This window comes from Advenella kashmirensis WT001, from assembly GCF_000219915.2.
Taxonomy (GTDB): Bacteria; Pseudomonadota; Gammaproteobacteria; order Burkholderiales; family Burkholderiaceae_B; genus Advenella; species Advenella kashmirensis.
In genome coordinates, this window is sequence record NC_017964.1 from 4,148,224 (window position 1) to 4,163,296 (window position 15,073).

The 15,073-nt window shown below is 53.5% G+C and carries 24 protein-coding genes and 2 pseudogenes; 1 reads left to right on the top strand and 25 read right to left on the bottom strand.

What is annotated here, in order from left to right; translation table 11 throughout:
* Positions 1-51: 51 nt before the first annotated feature.
* The 23 genes and pseudogenes from dsbD to TKWG_RS19550 all read right to left on the bottom strand — a co-directional run bounded on the left by dsbD (position 52) and on the right by TKWG_RS19550 (position 13,429).
* Positions 52-1,514 (bottom strand): annotated as a pseudogene (gene dsbD, locus TKWG_RS23110) (protein-disulfide reductase DsbD).
* 42 nt (positions 1,515-1,556) lie between these two features.
* A complete protein-coding gene (gene cutA / locus TKWG_RS19450) occupies positions 1,557-1,880 on the bottom strand; it encodes a divalent-cation tolerance protein CutA (protein ID WP_014752480.1) in 324 nt (107 codons plus the stop codon).
* 23 nt (positions 1,881-1,903) lie between these two features.
* Positions 1,904-3,148 carry an MFS transporter gene (locus tag TKWG_RS19455; RefSeq protein ID WP_014752481.1) on the bottom strand — a complete coding sequence of 415 codons (1,245 nt, stop codon included), beginning with the start codon at positions 3,146-3,148 and terminating at the stop codon, positions 1,904-1,906.
* A gap of 221 nt (positions 3,149-3,369) precedes the next feature.
* Complete coding sequence (locus TKWG_RS19460) at positions 3,370-3,588, bottom strand: CopG family antitoxin (RefSeq protein WP_014752482.1); 219 nt, start codon at positions 3,586-3,588, stop codon at positions 3,370-3,372.
* A 275-nt stretch (positions 3,589-3,863) separates the two neighbouring features.
* The gene (rplQ, locus tag TKWG_RS19465) at positions 3,864-4,253 is read right to left on the bottom strand and encodes a 50S ribosomal protein L17 (protein WP_014752483.1); all 390 of its coding nucleotides are present in this window, start codon (positions 4,251-4,253) and stop codon (positions 3,864-3,866) included.
* A gap of 259 nt (positions 4,254-4,512) precedes the next feature.
* Positions 4,513-5,496, bottom strand: a complete 984-nt coding sequence (locus tag TKWG_RS19470; RefSeq protein WP_014752484.1) for a DNA-directed RNA polymerase subunit alpha — start codon at positions 5,494-5,496, stop codon at positions 4,513-4,515.
* Between the two features lie 132 nt (positions 5,497-5,628).
* Entirely contained in the window at positions 5,629-6,252 is a 624-nt protein-coding gene (gene rpsD / locus TKWG_RS19475) for a 30S ribosomal protein S4 (protein ID WP_014752485.1), read from the bottom strand.
* A gap of 17 nt (positions 6,253-6,269) precedes the next feature.
* Positions 6,270-6,668 (bottom strand): 30S ribosomal protein S11, encoded by a 399-nt coding sequence (gene rpsK, locus TKWG_RS19480; protein WP_014752486.1) that lies wholly within the window; start codon positions 6,666-6,668, stop codon positions 6,270-6,272.
* A 12-nt stretch (positions 6,669-6,680) separates the two neighbouring features.
* On the bottom strand, positions 6,681-7,046 hold the full coding sequence (rpsM, locus tag TKWG_RS19485) for a 30S ribosomal protein S13 (protein ID WP_014752487.1): 366 nt from the start codon (positions 7,044-7,046) through the stop codon (positions 6,681-6,683).
* A gap of 31 nt (positions 7,047-7,077) precedes the next feature.
* Positions 7,078-7,191 (bottom strand): 50S ribosomal protein L36, encoded by a 114-nt coding sequence (rpmJ, locus tag TKWG_RS22845; RefSeq protein WP_014752488.1) that lies wholly within the window; start codon positions 7,189-7,191, stop codon positions 7,078-7,080.
* Between the two features lie 25 nt (positions 7,192-7,216).
* Positions 7,217-7,435, bottom strand: coding sequence for a translation initiation factor IF-1 (infA, locus tag TKWG_RS19490; protein ID WP_014752489.1), 219 nt, complete (start codon positions 7,433-7,435; stop codon positions 7,217-7,219).
* Positions 7,436-7,438: 3 nt separating this feature from the next.
* Positions 7,439-8,773 carry a preprotein translocase subunit SecY gene (gene secY / locus TKWG_RS19495; RefSeq protein ID WP_014752490.1) on the bottom strand — a complete coding sequence of 445 codons (1,335 nt, stop codon included), beginning with the start codon at positions 8,771-8,773 and terminating at the stop codon, positions 7,439-7,441.
* 11 nt (positions 8,774-8,784) lie between these two features.
* Positions 8,785-9,228, bottom strand: a complete 444-nt coding sequence (gene rplO / locus TKWG_RS19500) for a 50S ribosomal protein L15 (RefSeq protein WP_041709669.1) — start codon at positions 9,226-9,228, stop codon at positions 8,785-8,787.
* 23 nt (positions 9,229-9,251) lie between these two features.
* Positions 9,252-9,440 carry a 50S ribosomal protein L30 gene (gene rpmD / locus TKWG_RS19505; protein WP_014752492.1) on the bottom strand — a complete coding sequence of 63 codons (189 nt, stop codon included), beginning with the start codon at positions 9,438-9,440 and terminating at the stop codon, positions 9,252-9,254.
* A 3-nt stretch (positions 9,441-9,443) separates the two neighbouring features.
* On the bottom strand, positions 9,444-9,965 hold the full coding sequence (gene rpsE / locus TKWG_RS19510) for a 30S ribosomal protein S5 (protein WP_014752493.1): 522 nt from the start codon (positions 9,963-9,965) through the stop codon (positions 9,444-9,446).
* 15 nt (positions 9,966-9,980) lie between these two features.
* Positions 9,981-10,346, bottom strand: a complete 366-nt coding sequence (rplR, locus tag TKWG_RS19515; RefSeq protein WP_014752494.1) for a 50S ribosomal protein L18 — start codon at positions 10,344-10,346, stop codon at positions 9,981-9,983.
* 21 nt (positions 10,347-10,367) lie between these two features.
* Positions 10,368-10,900 (bottom strand): annotated as a pseudogene (gene rplF / locus TKWG_RS19520) (50S ribosomal protein L6).
* Between the two features lie 10 nt (positions 10,901-10,910).
* Positions 10,911-11,306, bottom strand: a complete 396-nt coding sequence (gene rpsH, locus TKWG_RS19525) for a 30S ribosomal protein S8 (RefSeq protein WP_014752495.1) — start codon at positions 11,304-11,306, stop codon at positions 10,911-10,913.
* An 11-nt stretch (positions 11,307-11,317) separates the two neighbouring features.
* A complete protein-coding gene (gene rpsN, locus TKWG_RS19530) occupies positions 11,318-11,623 on the bottom strand; it encodes a 30S ribosomal protein S14 (protein WP_014752496.1) in 306 nt (101 codons plus the stop codon).
* An 11-nt stretch (positions 11,624-11,634) separates the two neighbouring features.
* Positions 11,635-12,174, bottom strand: a complete 540-nt coding sequence (rplE, locus tag TKWG_RS19535) for a 50S ribosomal protein L5 (protein ID WP_014752497.1) — start codon at positions 12,172-12,174, stop codon at positions 11,635-11,637.
* A 2-nt stretch (positions 12,175-12,176) separates the two neighbouring features.
* Positions 12,177-12,506 carry a 50S ribosomal protein L24 gene (gene rplX / locus TKWG_RS19540; protein ID WP_014752498.1) on the bottom strand — a complete coding sequence of 110 codons (330 nt, stop codon included), beginning with the start codon at positions 12,504-12,506 and terminating at the stop codon, positions 12,177-12,179.
* 11 nt (positions 12,507-12,517) lie between these two features.
* Positions 12,518-12,886, bottom strand: coding sequence for a 50S ribosomal protein L14 (gene rplN, locus TKWG_RS19545; protein WP_014752499.1), 369 nt, complete (start codon positions 12,884-12,886; stop codon positions 12,518-12,520).
* Between the two features lie 321 nt (positions 12,887-13,207).
* Positions 13,208-13,429: a hypothetical protein gene (locus TKWG_RS19550; protein ID WP_014752500.1), complete on the bottom strand. Its 222-nt coding sequence runs from the start codon at positions 13,427-13,429 to the stop codon at positions 13,208-13,210.
* Positions 13,430-13,639: 210 nt separating this feature from the next.
* Here TKWG_RS19550 and TKWG_RS19555 point away from each other — a divergent pair, with 210 nt between their 5' ends.
* Positions 13,640-14,431, top strand: a complete 792-nt coding sequence (locus TKWG_RS19555) for a MipA/OmpV family protein (RefSeq protein WP_014752501.1) — start codon at positions 13,640-13,642, stop codon at positions 14,429-14,431.
* A gap of 32 nt (positions 14,432-14,463) precedes the next feature.
* Here TKWG_RS19555 and TKWG_RS24170 read toward each other — a convergent pair whose 3' ends face one another.
* Together TKWG_RS24170 and TKWG_RS24175 are read right to left on the bottom strand one after the other, a co-directional pair.
* Positions 14,464-14,736 (bottom strand): TetR/AcrR family transcriptional regulator C-terminal ligand-binding domain-containing protein, encoded by a 273-nt coding sequence (locus tag TKWG_RS24170; RefSeq protein ID WP_238534257.1) that lies wholly within the window; start codon positions 14,734-14,736, stop codon positions 14,464-14,466.
* Complete coding sequence (locus TKWG_RS24175) at positions 14,673-15,056, bottom strand: TetR/AcrR family transcriptional regulator (protein WP_202947741.1); 384 nt, start codon at positions 15,054-15,056, stop codon at positions 14,673-14,675. The genes TKWG_RS24170 and TKWG_RS24175 overlap by 64 nt, the downstream gene beginning before the upstream one ends.
* Positions 15,057-15,073: the final 17 nt, after the last annotated feature.

Below are 15,073 nucleotides of genomic sequence, written 5' to 3' on the forward strand. Positions count from 1 at the left end.
CAGGACCGGTGTCACTGCGGAAGGCGCCCAGCAGCACCGCCAGACACATACTCAGAAACGCCCAGCCCAGCATTTGAGCCCACAGGGCAACACAGGCATCAGCATCCACAGTGCCGTTGCCAGAAGCAACAAGCCGCAGAAATACTTGATCGCTTCCATCCAGGGGCCCGCTTTGGGCATAAGCGCACCCGACGTGGCGCCCAGGATCAGCAGCGAGAAGCCCTGCCCCCAGGCCAGCACAAACAGCGCCAGGCCTCCCAGTACCAGATTACCTGTCTGCGAGATAAACAGCAAAATACCGGCCAGCGGCGCCGCAACGCAGGGGCCGCAAATAAGCGCCGACAGCATGCCCATGCCGAAAGCACCACCATAGCGCCCGCCGGCATCCGCGACACTTTGCTGTTCAGTGAAGTCTGCAAGGACACCGGCACCTGTATGGTAAAAGCACCGAACATGCCGATGGCAAGAATAACCAGCACCACCGCGAACGCCGAAAGTACCCAGGGGTTTTGGATCCAGGCTGCCAGCACCGAACCGACAGAGGCAGCCGCAATGCCCAGCAATGTGTACACAACGGCCGTACCCAGCACATACATGAGCGTGAGTGCAAAGCCGCGCCCTTTGGATGGCACACCCCCGCGTGCCTTCTGGTCACCCACAATGACGGACAGCAAGATAGGCAGCATGGGCAAGACGCAGGGGGTAAACGAGAGCACCACGCCCAGCGCGAAGCAGATCAATAAAATGCGCGCCAGGCCCGCCTCTGACAGCCATTGGGCGATGGTGGTATCGCCGGCATCAAAAAGCGAGGCGTTATCGGGTTCGGCAGAAGCCACAGTAGAAATGGCACCGGTGCTGGAGCTCGCGCCAGCGCCCGGCTGCGCTGCCTGAACTGCGCTGGAGCCTGTGCCGGCCTGGCCGGTAAGGGTATTTGTAACATCGTTTGCGGCGGAAGATGACTGTTCTTGTGCCATGCCAGAGGCATTATTGCCTGCAAGTGGCATGCTAACTGCAGCGGCCGGTGCAGCGCCTTTTTTGACGCCAGGCGTGCCGCCGTTAATACTCATGCCGCCGCCGGGCGCGGGCTCCAGGACGATGTCATAGGTTATGGGCGGATAGCACAGGCCGGCATCGGCGCACCCCTGTCCCACCACCTGCACGGTAAACGGCGTTGTCTGCTTAAGGAGGGGCAGACGGATGCTTACCTGCTTATGATAGACCTCCATGTTTTTGTCGAAGGTCGGGTCGTACTTTACTTCTCCCTTAGGCAGCACCGGTGTGCCCAGCAGGGCGGCCGCCTGGGATTTGTCCGCATCGCCTTTGATATGAAACTCGAAACGCTCGCGATACATATAGTATTTGGGCGCGATGCGAAAGTCTATACGCAACTCGGAGGGCGTCTGCATTTGCGCAGAAAAGACAAACGCCTGCTCCGGATCCAGAAATTCTTCTTCCGCATGAACAGCAGGGGCTGCCAGTAGCAACAGCATGGCCATGAGCCCCAACAGCCACATAATGCGGCCCTTCAAATCCGACGACGTGAACACGCGACCTCTCTATACCGATGTTTGCGCCCGCACCCAGTCCAGGTACGGCACATGCCCGCCAAGGACGGGCAGGATAATAATTTCAGGAACGTCGTAGGGGTGCAATTGCACGATTCGCTCCTGGCAGCGCAGACTGGCCCGGCTGGAGGTCTTGATGGTAAGGGTGATTTCCTCGGTCCCTTCGACGTTCTCTTCCCATAAATAAATAGACAGACCGGCGGGACTTAAGTTCACACAGGCAGCCAGATGTTCTTCGACCAGCAAATGCGCGATACGCTTTGCCAGCAGCGTATCGGGGACGGTGGTGTACATGACCACGCAGTCAGTTGTCATCGGAAACTCCTGAATAGGTGAAATTACTCCAGTTCCATCCCCTTGCGTTCAGGAATCAGAAACAGAGTCGCGATAATATCCAGTATATACAGGGACGCCAGCAACGCCAGGGCCACTTCAAAGGAATATGCCGTCGCCAGCGCACCGACTACCACGGGCCCGAATCCACCGATGGCCCGGCCGATATTGAACAGGACGTTTTGCGCGGTGGCTCTGGCAGCCCGGGGATACAACTCGGAAATCAGCGCCCCATACCCGCCAATCATACCATTGACGAAAACGCCCATCAGCGCCCCACCCCACAACAGCGCGGTCGGCGTGGTCAGCTGTGAGTAGACGTAAACCATGATGACGGCACCCACCTGATAGAGCAGAAAACTGGGGCGACGACCGATGCGGTCTGCCAGTTGCCCGAACAGCCAGATGCCCAGACTCATGCCCAGCACGGTCATGGCCGTCCAGCTGGCCGATTTGGTGAGCGAATAGCCAAACTGGGTAGACAGGTACGAAGGCATCCAGATCATCAGGCCGTAATAGCCGAAGTTCTGCACCGAACACAGGATAATCACCCCGATACTACGTCTTATGGTTTCGGCATCCGCCACCAGCAAGCGCAGGGGCGCAAGCGTAAATGACTTTGCCACCGGGGCCGATTTAACAAAGTGTTCGGGCTCACCGATATAGGAGCGCACAAAAAACGAGACAATGGCCGGCAACACACCCACCGCGAACATACCGCGCCAGCCAATGATGGGCAGCAAGAGCGGCGTTAGCAGCGCTGCGGCCAGTACACCTGCCTGCCAGCCCAGGCCGACGTATGAAGAGACACGGGCGCGCTGCGACGGCCGACAGGCCTCAGTGGCCAGCGCCATGCCAATGCCGAACTCGCCGCCCAGGCCCAGGCCGGCGATAGTCCGATATACCAGCAAGTCCCAATAACCCTGCGCCAGGGCGCACATTCCTGTGAAAATAGCAAACAGCAGAATCGTCCAGGTCAGCACCCGGACCCGACCGTAAATATCGCTAAGCAGGCCAAAGCCGACGCCACCGATGACCGCGCCCACCAGGGTCCAGGTCACCAGCGAACCTGCTTCGGTGCTGGTCAGACCCAGGCCTGCACTAACGGCCGATAAAATAAAACCCAGGATCAGCAGGTCGAATCCGTCCAGGGCATAGCCGATTGATGAAGCCCAGATGGCTTTTCTGGCATTTTTTTGGTAGTCACGTTCTGCGGGCGCAGCAAGACCTGACACAGACGAAGCACGCATTGTTCGTTCCTGTTGGGGAAAAGAAAGGGGGGAAATTTTTGCAGGCCTTATTGTAGCGCGGGCACGACTGTCATGAATCTGAAAGAATAGATTATGGAGAAAAGAACGGTGGGTTCAAAGAGAGCCAAGCATTTTTGAACGCAGCGAGTTAGCAGATCGCCACTTCACAGAACATCATGTTTGTAGCAATAGCGTTGGCGCCATCTGTGACGCTTTTGCATCTATTGTGCAAGATCGTGTTCGATCAGCATTCTGATATATCGGGTATACGGAATGCCTTTGTTTTTTGCCTTCACTTTAATCGCATCCAGCATACTTTGCGGCAACCGCAGATTAAGAGCAGCCGTTTTATTTTGCACTTCGAAACTCATGGGCCTGAAACCGGATAAATCATAGGTCGAATCCCAATCAAAACCTGTAACGGATAATCGCTTGCCCATTGCATACACAAATGCATATACATTCGTATAGAAATATAAAAATGCATCTGATCAAATCAGAATACCAAGCCGCTGCATTCAGGCAAGAGAGGTGTGAACCATTGCTCCAGCCGTACAATTGCGGGTTGAGGTCCAGACTTACCCTGAACACAACGCAAAAAGGCATCTGCCGAGACAGATGCCTTTTTGCTACCGGTGTTGTGATACCCCGGCAAAGAAATACTGCGACGCCCGCCGGTGCATGCACACCGGCTGTCGACTATGGGATTTCAGCCTTACTCGGCGTCAACCACTTCGTCGGCAACTTCAGGACGGTCAACCAGTTCCATGAATGCCATTGGCGCGTTATCGCCCTGACGGAAACCCATTTTCAGAACGCGGGTGTAACCACCGTTGCGCTCTTTATAGCGAGGACCGATTTCAGCAAACAGTTTAACCACAGCATCGCGGTCGCGCAGACGGGCGAATGCCAGGCGTTTGTTGGCCAGGGTCGGCTCTTTGGCCAGGGTGATAAGAGGCTCGATGACACGACGCAGCTCTTTGGCTTTTGGCAATGTTGTTTTGATCGCTTCGTGCTGAATCAGAGATACAGACATGTTGCGGAACATCGCCAGGCGATGGCTGCTGGTACGGTTCAGCTTACGTAGACCACTACGGTGACGCATAATAATTTCCTTTGAATCTAGGTTAAAGACAGCTTATGCCGTCTGTTTGACCGGTTCTTCTATCCTGCTATGACGGCTGTCATAACTGGCGGTCCGGTTGGTATAAGAACAGAATCGGGTGACCATATTTGAAATATGATAAGCCTGAAACCATCCGGTTCTTTTGGCCCCTTGCGGGAACCAGCAATTTTACAGCAAATATGAGCCTGGGCTCATGCAGGCAGCAGGTTTTGAGGCCTGCAGCCAACAAGATTGCACCTTAAGGACGCTCAAGACCCAGTGGCGGCCAGCTTTCCAGCTTCATGCCCAGGGTCAGGCCACGTGCAGCCAGTACTTCTTTGATTTCATTCAAAGATTTACGGCCCAGGTTAGGTGTTTTGAGCAGCTCGTTTTCAGTACGCTGGATCAGATCACCAATGTAATAGATGTTTTCTGCTTTGAGGCAGTTGGCCGAACGAACGGTCAGTTCGAGATCGTCAACAGGACGCAACAGCACAGGATCAATTTGCGGTACGCCGCGGACCGGTGTTTCGAATGTATCGCTGGCGCCTTCCAGGGCTGCGAATACGGAAATCTGGTCCATCAGGATACGGGCAGACTGACGCACGGCTTCTTCAGGAGAAATCACGCCGTTTGTTTCGATATCCAGAATCAGCTTGTCCAGGTCGGTACGCTGTTCAACACGGGCGCTTTCGACAGCATAGCTGACGCGGCGAACGGGGCTGAACGAGGAGTCCATCTGGATACGGCCGATGGTGTGCGAACGCTCGTCGGTGAGTGCGCGCATATTGCCGGCAACATAACCACGGCCCTGCTCGATCTTGATTTGCATCTCGAGCTTGCCGTTTTCTGTCAGCGTCGCAATCACGTGATTCGGATTGATAATTTCTACGTCGTGAGGCAGATCGATATCGCTGGCCAGGACCGGGCCGGAGCCAGATTTGCGCAGCGTAACGGTCACTTCTTCACGGTTGTTCAGTTTGAATACAATGCCCTTCAGGTTCAGAACGATGTCAACGACATCTTCACGCACGCCTGTCAGCGTAGAGTACTCATGAACCACACCTGTGATCTGCACTTCAGTAGGCGCAAAACCTGTCATGGAAGACAGCAGAATGCGACGCAGCGCGTTGCCCAGCGTGTGGCCATAACCACGTTCAAACGGTTCCATTACCACTTTGGCGTGGTTTTCGGTAACCGGTGTGACTTCAATGGAACGGGGTTTCAAAAAACCTTGAGACATAACTCTGTGTCCTTTTCAATACCCTCGGCTCGTTACACCGATAAGGCTGATGGATAAGATAAATACAACCTGGAAAAACTTGAAATTGCAAAAAACAGGAAACCATATTGGTTCCCTGTTTTCTTTGATGCATTAACGTGAGTACAGCTCGACGATCATGGATTCGTTGATATCACGAGCGACATCAGCGCGATCCGGCGCCTGTTTGAAGGTACCAGTCAATTTGCTGGTGTCCACTTCAACCCACTGTGGCAGACCGTTGCCGGATGCCAGATCCATAGACTCTTTGATACGAGCCTGTGTTTTGGACTTTTCACGAACAGAAACAACATCACCGCTGCTGACCAGCATTGATGGAATGTCTGCCTTGTGACCGTTCAGCTCGATTGCACCATGGGCAACCAGTTGACGGGCTTCTGCACGTGTTGAACCGTAACCCATACGGTATACAACGTTGTCCAGACGCGATTCGAGCAACTGAATCAGGGTCTCGCCAGTGTTGCCACGGCGACGCTCAGCTTCAGCGAAGTATTTACGGAATTGCTTTTCGAGCACACCGTACATACGTTTCAGTTTTTGCTTTTCACGCAGTTGCAGGCCGTAGTCGGACGTACGGGCACCAGAGGTGCGGCCGTGCTGACCGGGTTTGGAGTCAAGCTTGCATTTGGAGTCGAGTGAACGACGTGCGCTCTTCAGGAACAGATCAATGCCTTCGCGACGCGAAAGTTTGCATTTTGGTCCAGTATATCGTGCCATTATTTTCCCTTGCTAAATTAAATACGACGACGTTTAGGAGGGCGGCAACCGTTATGCGGGACTGGCGTGATGTCTGAGATACTGGAAATCTTGATACCCAGTGCATTCAATGCACGCACTGAAGATTCACGACCAGGACCAGGGCCCTTGATGCGTACTTCCAGTGTTTTGATACCATATTCCAATGCTACACGGCCCGCTGACTCGGCTGCAACCTGCGCTGCAAAAGGCGTCGATTTACGTGAGCCTTTAAAGCCCGCGCCACCCGACGTCGCCCATGACAAGGCATTGCCTTGACGGTCAGTAATTGTGATGATTGTGTTGTTGAAAGATGCATGAACGTGTGCAATACCGTCCGATACAACCTTTCTAATTTTTTTGCGTGCGCGTGCAGCGCCGCCAGAAGCTTTCGCCATAATCTACCCCGATTATTTCTTCAGTGATTGTGCTGAACGACGTGGGCCCTTGCGTGTACGTGCGTTTGTACGTGTGCGCTGACCGCGAACGGGCAGACCACGTTTGTGACGCAGACCACGGTAGGTACCCAGGTCAATCAGACGTTTAATCGAAAGTTGTACTTCACGACGCAAATCACCCTCGACTGTGAACTGACCAACCTGTTCACGGATTTTCTCGAGTTCTGCATCTGTCAGATCTTTCACTTTCTTGTCAAAGGCCACACCGGCTGTTTCGCAAATTTTGCGAGAGCGAGTGCGTCCGATGCCAAAAATAGCGGTCAGACCGATTTCAGCATGCTGATGCGGCGGAATGTTAATGCCAGCTATACGGGCCATGTCTGTTCCTCGTTAAATCGATGCGCCAGGATTAACCCTGACGCTGCTTGTGACGTGGATCTGTACAAATTACTCGTACAACTCCGTGTCGTTTAATGATCTTGCAATTACGGCAGATCTTTTTTACCGATGCCATTACCTTCATGGTTGACTCCTAGTTTTGTTTCCGCTTATTTGGAGCGGAAGACGATTCTTGCACGTGAAAGGTCATAGGGCGTGAGTTCCACGGTTACCTTGTCACCCGGAAGAATCCGAATATAGTGCATTCGCATCTTGCCGGAAATGTGGCCAAGAACCACATGTCCGTTTTCGAGCTTTACACGAAATGTTGCGTTCGGGAGGTTCTCGACAACCTCACCCTGCATTTGTATGACGTCATCCTTGGCCATGATCTATCTCATAGGTAAGCTCGAACCCTTAAAACTTGTCTTCTTGAGCAGCGAATCATACTGGTGTGACATCATATAGGCCTGTACCTGCGCCATGAAGTCCATTGTTACCACTACGATAATCAACAGCGAGGTGCCGCCAAAATAAAACGGTACATTCTGCCACTGCATCCGGAGAAATTCGGGAACCAGACACACCAGCGTGATGTAAATGGCACCGATCAGTGTCAGGCGCATCAAAATTTTGTCGATATATTTTGATGTCTGCAGTCCCGGACGGATACCCGGAACAAATGCGCCGCTTTTCTTCAGATTGTCTGCCGTTTCCCGGCTGTTAAATACCAGCGCGGTGTAGAAAAAGCAGAAGAACACAACCAAAGCGGTAAATACCGTTACATACAGGGGTTGACCAGGCTGCAGCGCGGCTGCCGTGTCGCTTAACCAGCGCATGTTACTTGATTGCGAAAACCAGCTGGCAATGGTCGCCGGAAACAGGATGATGGATGAAGCAAAGATGGGAGGAATCACACCTGCCATATTCAGCTTCAGGGGCAGATGCGAACTCTGACCACCATAAACCTTGTTGCCGACCTGACGCTTCGCGTAGTTCACCGTAATTCGGCGTTGACCACGCTCAACGAACACCACCAGAGCGGTAATTGCAACCACCAGGACCAGAATAAACAGTGCGGACACTGTTCCGATCTGATTCTGACTGACCAGCTCGAACATGCTTGCCAGAGCGGTAGGCAGACCAGCCACAATACCTGCAAAAATCAGGATTGAGATACCGTTGCCAAGACCACGCTCGGTAATTTGCTCTCCAAGCCACATCACGAACATGGTTCCGGTTACCAGGGTGACCACTGTCGTAAAGACAAACATGGGTCCTGGTGAATTGACCAGATCCGGTTGAGCCTGCAGCGTAGCGGCAATACCAAAGGATTGCACCAACGCGAGCAACACCGTGCCATAGCGTGTGTATTGGGTGATCTTGCGGCGGCCGGCCTCGCCTTCTTTCTTGATTGCCTCAAGAGAAGGTACTACGGAGCTGACCAGCTGCATGATAATCGATGCCGAAATATACGGCATGATACCCAGAGCAAATACAGAGAAGCGCGACAGCGCGCCGCCCGAGAACATGTTAAAGAGGCCCAGAATCCCGCCCGATTGCGAATTGAACAGCTGGCGCATGGCATCGGGATTAATACCCGGTACCGGAATATGCGTACCCAGCCGATACACGATCAGCGCGAGAATCAGGAACACAAGACGCTGCTTGAGGTCGCCGTATTTCTTACCGCTACCTGCTTTTCCTGCTGCCTGTGCTTTAGCCACTTTTACCCCTTTTACTCAGCGAGTGAACCACCAGCGGCTTCGATCGCTGCGCGGGCACCGGCTGTTGCTGTCAGCCCTTTGAGGGATACTTTACGGGAAAGGTCACCAGACTTGATGACTTTCACGTAACGTACTTGCTGACCAATAAAACCTTGCTGCTTGAGCACCTGAACATCGATTTCGTCGCCAGTGACCTTCTGCAGTTCAGACAAACGTACTTCTGCGTACAGGTGCTGACCCAGAGGCGTAAAGCCACGTTTTGGCAAACGACGTTGCAGGGGCATCTGACCACCCTCAAAGCCGACTTTATGAAAGCCGCCTGAGCGTGATTTCTGACCTTTGTGTCCACGACCGGCTGTTTTACCCAAGCCTGAACCAATGCCGCGACCAACACGGCGCTTGGCATGCTTGCTGCCTTCAGCGGGGGACAATGAGTTGAGTTGCATTTCGGACATCTCTATTCCTTTACGATAAGGCTTCAGGCTTCCGAAACGGACACGAGATAATCGACTGTGCGAATCATCCCGCGAACTTCCGGTGTATCCACCAGCACGCGGCTGCTGTTTACTTTACCCAAACCCAACCCGCGCACTGTATCGCGGTGACTTTGTTTGGTGCCGATAACGGACCGAACAAGCGTGACTTTAATTTGCTTCTTCTGTGCCATCATTTACCCCAGAATCTCTTCGACCGATTTGCCGCGCTTGGCTGCCACCTCGGAAGGTGTCAGGCAGGCGTTCAGACCGTTCAATGTTGCGCGTACCAGGTTGTACGGGTTGCTTGAGCCCAGGCTCTTGGCAACCACGTTGCGTACACCCATCACTTCGAAGATGGCGCGCATTGGACCGCCTGCGATCACTCCGGTACCTTCGGCAGCCGGTGAAATCAGAACGGTAGATGCGCCATGTTTACCCACGACGGTGTGATGCAGGGTACCCTCTTTCAGCGCGATACGAACCATGCCGCGACGGGCCTGTTCCATTGCTTTCTGAACTGCGACGGGCACCTCGCGTGCTTTACCTTTACCCATACCGATGCGGCCATCGCCATCACCGACTACGGTCAGGGCTGCGAAACTCATTGTGCGACCACCTTTTACTACCTTGGTCACACGGTTGACCGCAATCATCTTCTCGCGAAAACCGTCATCGCGTTCTTGCTCAGGGGCGTTCTTGCCTTGTGCTTTTGCCATTTGACAATTCCTCGATTAGATCTTGAGGCCGGCTTCACGCGCGGCTTCGGCCAGCGCCTTGACGCGGCCATGGTAACGGAAACCGGCACGGTCGAATGCTACAGACTCGATACCCGCTGCCTTGGCTTTCTCGGCAACCCGTTTTCCAACAATGACGGCTGCCTCAACGTTGCCACCATTTTTCTTGCCTTCGGCCAGTTCCTTGCGGACTTCGGGCTCGAGCGTAGAAGCGGTTAACAACACCTTGTCGCCTTCCGGCGAAATAACGTTTGCGTAAATGTGAAGATTCGAACGGTGAACTGCCAGACGGTATGTACCGAGCTCTGCAATTTTCCGGCGAGTCGCCACTGCACGACGCAAACGGGATAATTTTTTGTCCATGATATATCCTTGCCTGCGCTATTATTTCTTCTTGGTTTCTTTGATGATGACGCGTTCGTCAGCATAACGAACACCTTTGCCTTTGTAGGGCTCTGGTGGACGATAGGCGCGGACTTTCGCGGCAACCTGGCCAACAGCCTGTTTGTCGAAGCTCTTCAGAACGATTTCGGTCTGAGTTGGGCATTCGGCTTTCACGCTTTTTGGCAGCGGGTGCACGATGTCATGCGAGAAACCAAGTTGAAGCTTGAGTGAATCTCCCTGAACCTGGGCACGGTAACCCACGCCAACCAGATTCAGACGACGTTCGAAACCCTTGCTGACGCCGGTAACCATATTGTTTACCAGGCGCGCAGAGTGCCGGACATTTCTTTTGCATGGCGGGAATCATCAGCCACGGTAAAAGAGATTTTGCCGTCGTCCAGCTTGAGAGCGACTTCGCCGCCCAGTTGCTGGTTCAGTTCACCCAAAGGGCCTTTAACATGAATGTTGCTGTCCGTGATGTTAACTTCAACACCTTTAGGGACTTCAACAGGATATTTTGCTATACGTGACATATTCTTCTCCTTATGCCACGTAACACAGAACTTCGCCGCCCACGCCTTCATGACGAGCCTTGCGGTCTGTCATGACGCCACGTGAAGTGGAGACGATGGCTACGCCCAGACCGTTCATCACCTGAGGGATGGCAGTACGGCCTTTGTAGATGCGCAGTCCAGGACGTGATACGCGGTCAATGCGTTCGATCACGGGACGTCCCGCGTAATACTTCAGTGAAATCTCAAGCTCAGGCTTGGCTTTTTCACCTTTGATTTCAAAGCTCTCGATATAACCTTCTTCTTTCAGCACGGTGGCAATAGCCACTTTCAGCTTAGAGGAGGGCATCGATACCGAGACTTTCTCGACTTGCTGCGCGTTACGAATACGCGTCAGCATATCGGCGATTGGATCGCTCATGCTCATAATTTATTCTCCTACCAGCTAGCCTTGGTCATACCGGGCACTTCTCCGCGCATTGCCATCTCGCGCAGTTTGTGACGGGTCAAACCAAATTTGCTGAACACGCCACGTGGGCGTCCGGTGATAACGCAACGGTTACGCATACGAGTTGGGTTTGCATTACGCGGTAATTGCTGTAATTTCAAACGTGCGTCGTAGCGCTCTTCGTCGGATTTCGATGTGTCGTTAATGATCGCTGTCAGTGCTGCACGTTTGGCTGCGAATTTCTCAACCAGTTTGGCGCGCTTGATATCGCGATTGATGAGTGAAAGTTTTGCCACGTCATCGCCCCTTAGTTACGAAACGGGAAGCTGAAGGCTGTTAGCAGCGCTTTGGCTTCTTCGTCTGTCTTAGCTGTCGTTGTGATACTGATATTCAGGCCACGCAGTGCGTCGATTTTGTCGTACTCAATTTCAGGGAAAATGATTTGCTCTTTCACCCCGACGTTGTAGTTACCACGACCATCGAACGCGCGACCGGAGATACCACGGAAGTCGCGTACACGAGGCAATGCGATCGTAACCAGACGATCCAGAAACTCGTACATACGCTGACCGCGCAATGTCACCATGCAGCCGATAGGATAGTTTTCACGGATTTTAAAACCGGCAATCGCCTTTTTGGTTTTAGTAATCACAGGTTTCTGACCGGCAATTTTTGTCAGGTCGGAAACAGCGTGTTCGATCACTTTCTTGTCAGCAACGGCTTCAGAAACGCCCATGTTCAGTGTGATCTTGGTAATGCGAGGCACTTCCATATCACTCTTGTAACCGAACTGCTTCTTCATTTCGCCAGCGATCTTGCTGTTGTATAAGTCTTGCAAACGAGCCATGATTACGCCCCTTTCGCTTTCGCGCCAACGACTTCGCCGTTAGAACGGAAAATACGGACATTACGTCCATCGACTTCTTTGACGCCTACGCGATCGCCCTTGCCGGTTGCAGGATTGAACAATGCCACGTTCGAAACGTGGATAGGCATTGTTTTGTCAATGATGCCGCCGGGATTGTTGCTCATCGGATTAGGTTTAGTGTGTTTTTTGACAACGTTCACGCCTTCGACCAGGACGTAATTAGCGTCAACACGGGCCAGTACGACACCGCGGCGCTTTTTATCACGACCGGTAAGGACGATAACCTCGTCACCTTTACGAATGTTTTCCATCTATCTGCCCCTTACAGCACTTCAGGTGCCAGTGACACGATTTTCATGAAGCGCTCGGTACGCAGTTCACGCGTAACAGGCCCGAAAATACGTGTACCGATAGGTTCAAGTTTGGCGTTCAGCAGCACTGCTGCGTTGCCACCAAAACGAATCAGCGAACCGTCTTTACGACGAACGCCCTTGGCGGTACGTACGACGACCGCGTTATAGATTTCGCCTTTTTTGACGCGTCCGCGCGGAGCTGCATCCTTGACAGTCACTTTGATGATGTCACCGATGGCTGCGTAACGGCGCTTTGAGCCGCCCAACACCTTGATGCACATAATACGGCGCGCACCGGTGTTATCAGCCACGTCTAGCGTGCTTTGCATTTGGATCATGATTATTCCTGTTCCAACTTAGTTACATACACTGTCGGTCTCCCGACAGCCCGTTTGCCATTTCTGGTATTTCGACCCACTTCGTTTTCGATCTACCCATATAAACACCAAGGTAAATCAGCACGTCAGGCAGGCCAGCAAGCACCAGATGCTATTCATATAACCAGTTTTGGTCCCGTCAGGCCGCGCCCATCAGTTTGTGCGCCACCCTGGGTTGAAATCTGTTTAAATAGTTTCTCCGCCCGTAAACGAACGAAGTCCTCTAATATATCCTATCTGGGTACCGGATGCAAGTGCAAAACGCCTTAAAAAGGCTAATTACTACTTGAAAAACAACAACTTTTTCGAAAAAAGCGTGGCTGGGGCGGCAAAGACGAATGTGACAGGTTTAATCGGGCACAACACTAAGGATAGCCTGCGCCGCATCGGTGATGGGCCGCCCCGCTGGCTGGCACCGCTCAATACTTCCGGAGTGAAGCCGTTTGCAGCCTGCCGCTCATAAGCCTTCACCTGCGCATCGGCCGCTGCCGCCCGGTCATTCATTGACCATCTGCAGATCAAGGCCATTGTTCTGCCCCCCAACGCATTCGCTATCTATATATAGCAGGCTCCTGTTCGGACCCGTCGAACACGCTATCTCGCATGTGAGACAGGCAAAATAAGATACATTGACGTACTTTGACAAGCCCGGCGATTGTATTTAAGATTCTTTCACGAACCTTAAACCCAAGTGTCAACCTCTCTGGAGCCAGCATGAAGCGTGCCGTTTCAATCCCTGCAAATGCACAAGCCGATCTACCCGTTAACATACCGTCCCGAATCCTGTTCGCTTTATTGAGCCTGACGGCCGCGGCCGCCCATGCCGCCGATGACGATCATTTCAAACTCGGCCTGGGTGCAGCCATTGCCCCGCGCTATGAAGGCGCCGATGAATATCGAATGCAGCCCTTTCCCGTAGTGGATGCCCAGTACGGGCGTTTTTTTGCGCGCTCAGGCGATGGCCTTGGCTTGAATATCTGGCAATCCCCGCAGCTGACTATCGGCGCCGGCCTGAACATGATGGATGGATATAGCGAAAGCGACGTGCCCGAAGGCATCGGCAAGCTATCCGATACCCTCGGTGCACGTGTTTTTGTATCGACAAACGCCTGGGCTGCGATTCTCACGGTATCGGCCACCCAGGCAATAAGCAAAAGCGAGCGCGGGCTCATTGCCAACGCACGCGTCTCCTATCCCTATTCCGTGTCGGAGCGGTTTAAAGTCATTCCCAGCGTATCGGTCGAATGGGCTAATGCCAAGTACATGAAAAGCTACTTCGGCATTAACGCGCAGCAGGCAGCCCGCTCCGGTTTGTCGGAATACCGACCGTCGGCCGGATTCAAGGACGTGTCCCTGCGGGTTGGCTTCAGTTATGAGCTGACAAAAACATGGAGCATTACCGGGGCTGCCGGCGTCAGCCGCCTCATGGGAGACGCGGCCGACAGCCCGCTGGTCCGACGCAAATCGCAGGCAGTGGGCGCCCTTGGCGTTGCCTATCGGTTCTAGCAACCGGACCGGGCAACACCGAGTTCTCCGGTTCAGGCGCGCCGCACCAGCGGAAGAAAAATTGAATCGACCCAGGCGATGCGCAATTGTTCGGACGGCGCGACCCGATGCATCATGACATGATGACGCAGCAGATCCCGCAAGAGCGTCTTTACGGGCGGGATCAACTTGTCCGGATCAATTTCGTTGCGCGCCACCGCACGGTCCAGAATCACGCTCAAATTGTCTGGTCTGCCGGCGCTCAGCGCCCGCCTGACCTCTTCCGGCGTAGCGAAGGCCTTGCGAAACATGTCGTTCGACAGCAAGCGTTCACAGTTGCGAAGATGGGCGCAAAGTTGCCAAGTCGCTGCAGATACTCCAGCAGTTCTACTCGTACATCGCCCTGGTCGGACACTTGCGGCGGCTGCCTGGACAGCTGATATTTAATGGCCGCCATCACCAGCGCGGCTTTACTGGTCCAGCGCCGCGCGAGCACCGAGCGGCTGGTGAGGGCTGCGCTGGCAACCATTTCCATGGTTAACGACGTGTACCCATGCTCGACCAGTTTATCCCAGGCCACTTGGATAATGGCCTGCTCAAGCCTGGCGCCACGCCGCCGTGTTTTTACAGATTTCGCGATAGTCATATTTGCGCAGCATCGTT

Excerpts from the sequence above, each read along its gene's own strand:
- rpmD (WP_014752492.1), bottom strand. The coding sequence starts at position 9,440 with ATGGCACAGAAGAAGCAAATTAAAGTCACGCTTGTTCGGTCCGTTATC.
- TKWG_RS19550 (WP_014752500.1), bottom strand. The coding sequence starts at position 13,429 with ATGAATGACCGGGCGGCAGCGGCCGATGCGCAGGTGAAGGCTTATGAG.
- infA (WP_014752489.1), bottom strand. The coding sequence starts at position 7,435 with ATGGCCAAGGATGACGTCATACAAATGCAGGGTGAGGTTGTCGAGAAC.
- rpmJ (WP_014752488.1), bottom strand. The coding sequence starts at position 7,191 with ATGAAGGTAATGGCATCGGTAAAAAAGATCTGCCGTAATTGCAAGATC.
- rplO (WP_041709669.1), bottom strand. The coding sequence starts at position 9,228 with ATGTCCGAAATGCAACTCAACTCATTGTCCCCCGCTGAAGGCAGCAAG.
- rpsK (WP_014752486.1), bottom strand. The coding sequence starts at position 6,668 with ATGGCGAAAGCTTCTGGCGGCGCTGCACGCGCACGCAAAAAAATTAGA.
- rpsD (WP_014752485.1), bottom strand. The coding sequence starts at position 6,252 with ATGGCACGATATACTGGACCAAAATGCAAACTTTCGCGTCGCGAAGGC.
- rpsH (WP_014752495.1), bottom strand. The coding sequence starts at position 11,306 with ATGAGCATGAGCGATCCAATCGCCGATATGCTGACGCGTATTCGTAAC.
- TKWG_RS19470 (WP_014752484.1), bottom strand. The coding sequence starts at position 5,496 with ATGTCTCAAGGTTTTTTGAAACCCCGTTCCATTGAAGTCACACCGGTT.
- rpsE (WP_014752493.1), bottom strand. The coding sequence starts at position 9,965 with ATGGCAAAAGCACAAGGCAAGAACGCCCCTGAGCAAGAACGCGATGAC.
- rplE (WP_014752497.1), bottom strand. The coding sequence starts at position 12,174 with ATGGCTCGTTTGCAAGACTTATACAACAGCAAGATCGCTGGCGAAATG.
- TKWG_RS19555 (WP_014752501.1), top strand. The coding sequence starts at position 13,640 with ATGAAGCGTGCCGTTTCAATCCCTGCAAATGCACAAGCCGATCTACCC.
- TKWG_RS24175 (WP_202947741.1), bottom strand. The coding sequence starts at position 15,056 with ATGACTATCGCGAAATCTGTAAAAACACGGCGGCGTGGCGCCAGGCTT.
- TKWG_RS19455 (WP_014752481.1), bottom strand. The coding sequence starts at position 3,148 with ATGCGTGCTTCGTCTGTGTCAGGTCTTGCTGCGCCCGCAGAACGTGAC.
- TKWG_RS19460 (WP_014752482.1), bottom strand. The coding sequence starts at position 3,588 with ATGGGCAAGCGATTATCCGTTACAGGTTTTGATTGGGATTCGACCTAT.
- rpsM (WP_014752487.1), bottom strand. The coding sequence starts at position 7,046 with ATGGCCCGTATAGCTGGCATTAACATTCCGCCGCATCAGCATGCTGAA.
- rplQ (WP_014752483.1), bottom strand. The coding sequence starts at position 4,253 with ATGCGTCACCGTAGTGGTCTACGTAAGCTGAACCGTACCAGCAGCCAT.
- rplR (WP_014752494.1), bottom strand. The coding sequence starts at position 10,346 with ATGGACAAAAAATTATCCCGTTTGCGTCGTGCAGTGGCGACTCGCCGG.
- rplX (WP_014752498.1), bottom strand. The coding sequence starts at position 12,506 with ATGGAAAACATTCGTAAAGGTGACGAGGTTATCGTCCTTACCGGTCGT.
- rplN (WP_014752499.1), bottom strand. The coding sequence starts at position 12,886 with ATGATCCAAATGCAAAGCACGCTAGACGTGGCTGATAACACCGGTGCG.
- cutA (WP_014752480.1), bottom strand. The coding sequence starts at position 1,880 with ATGACAACTGACTGCGTGGTCATGTACACCACCGTCCCCGATACGCTG.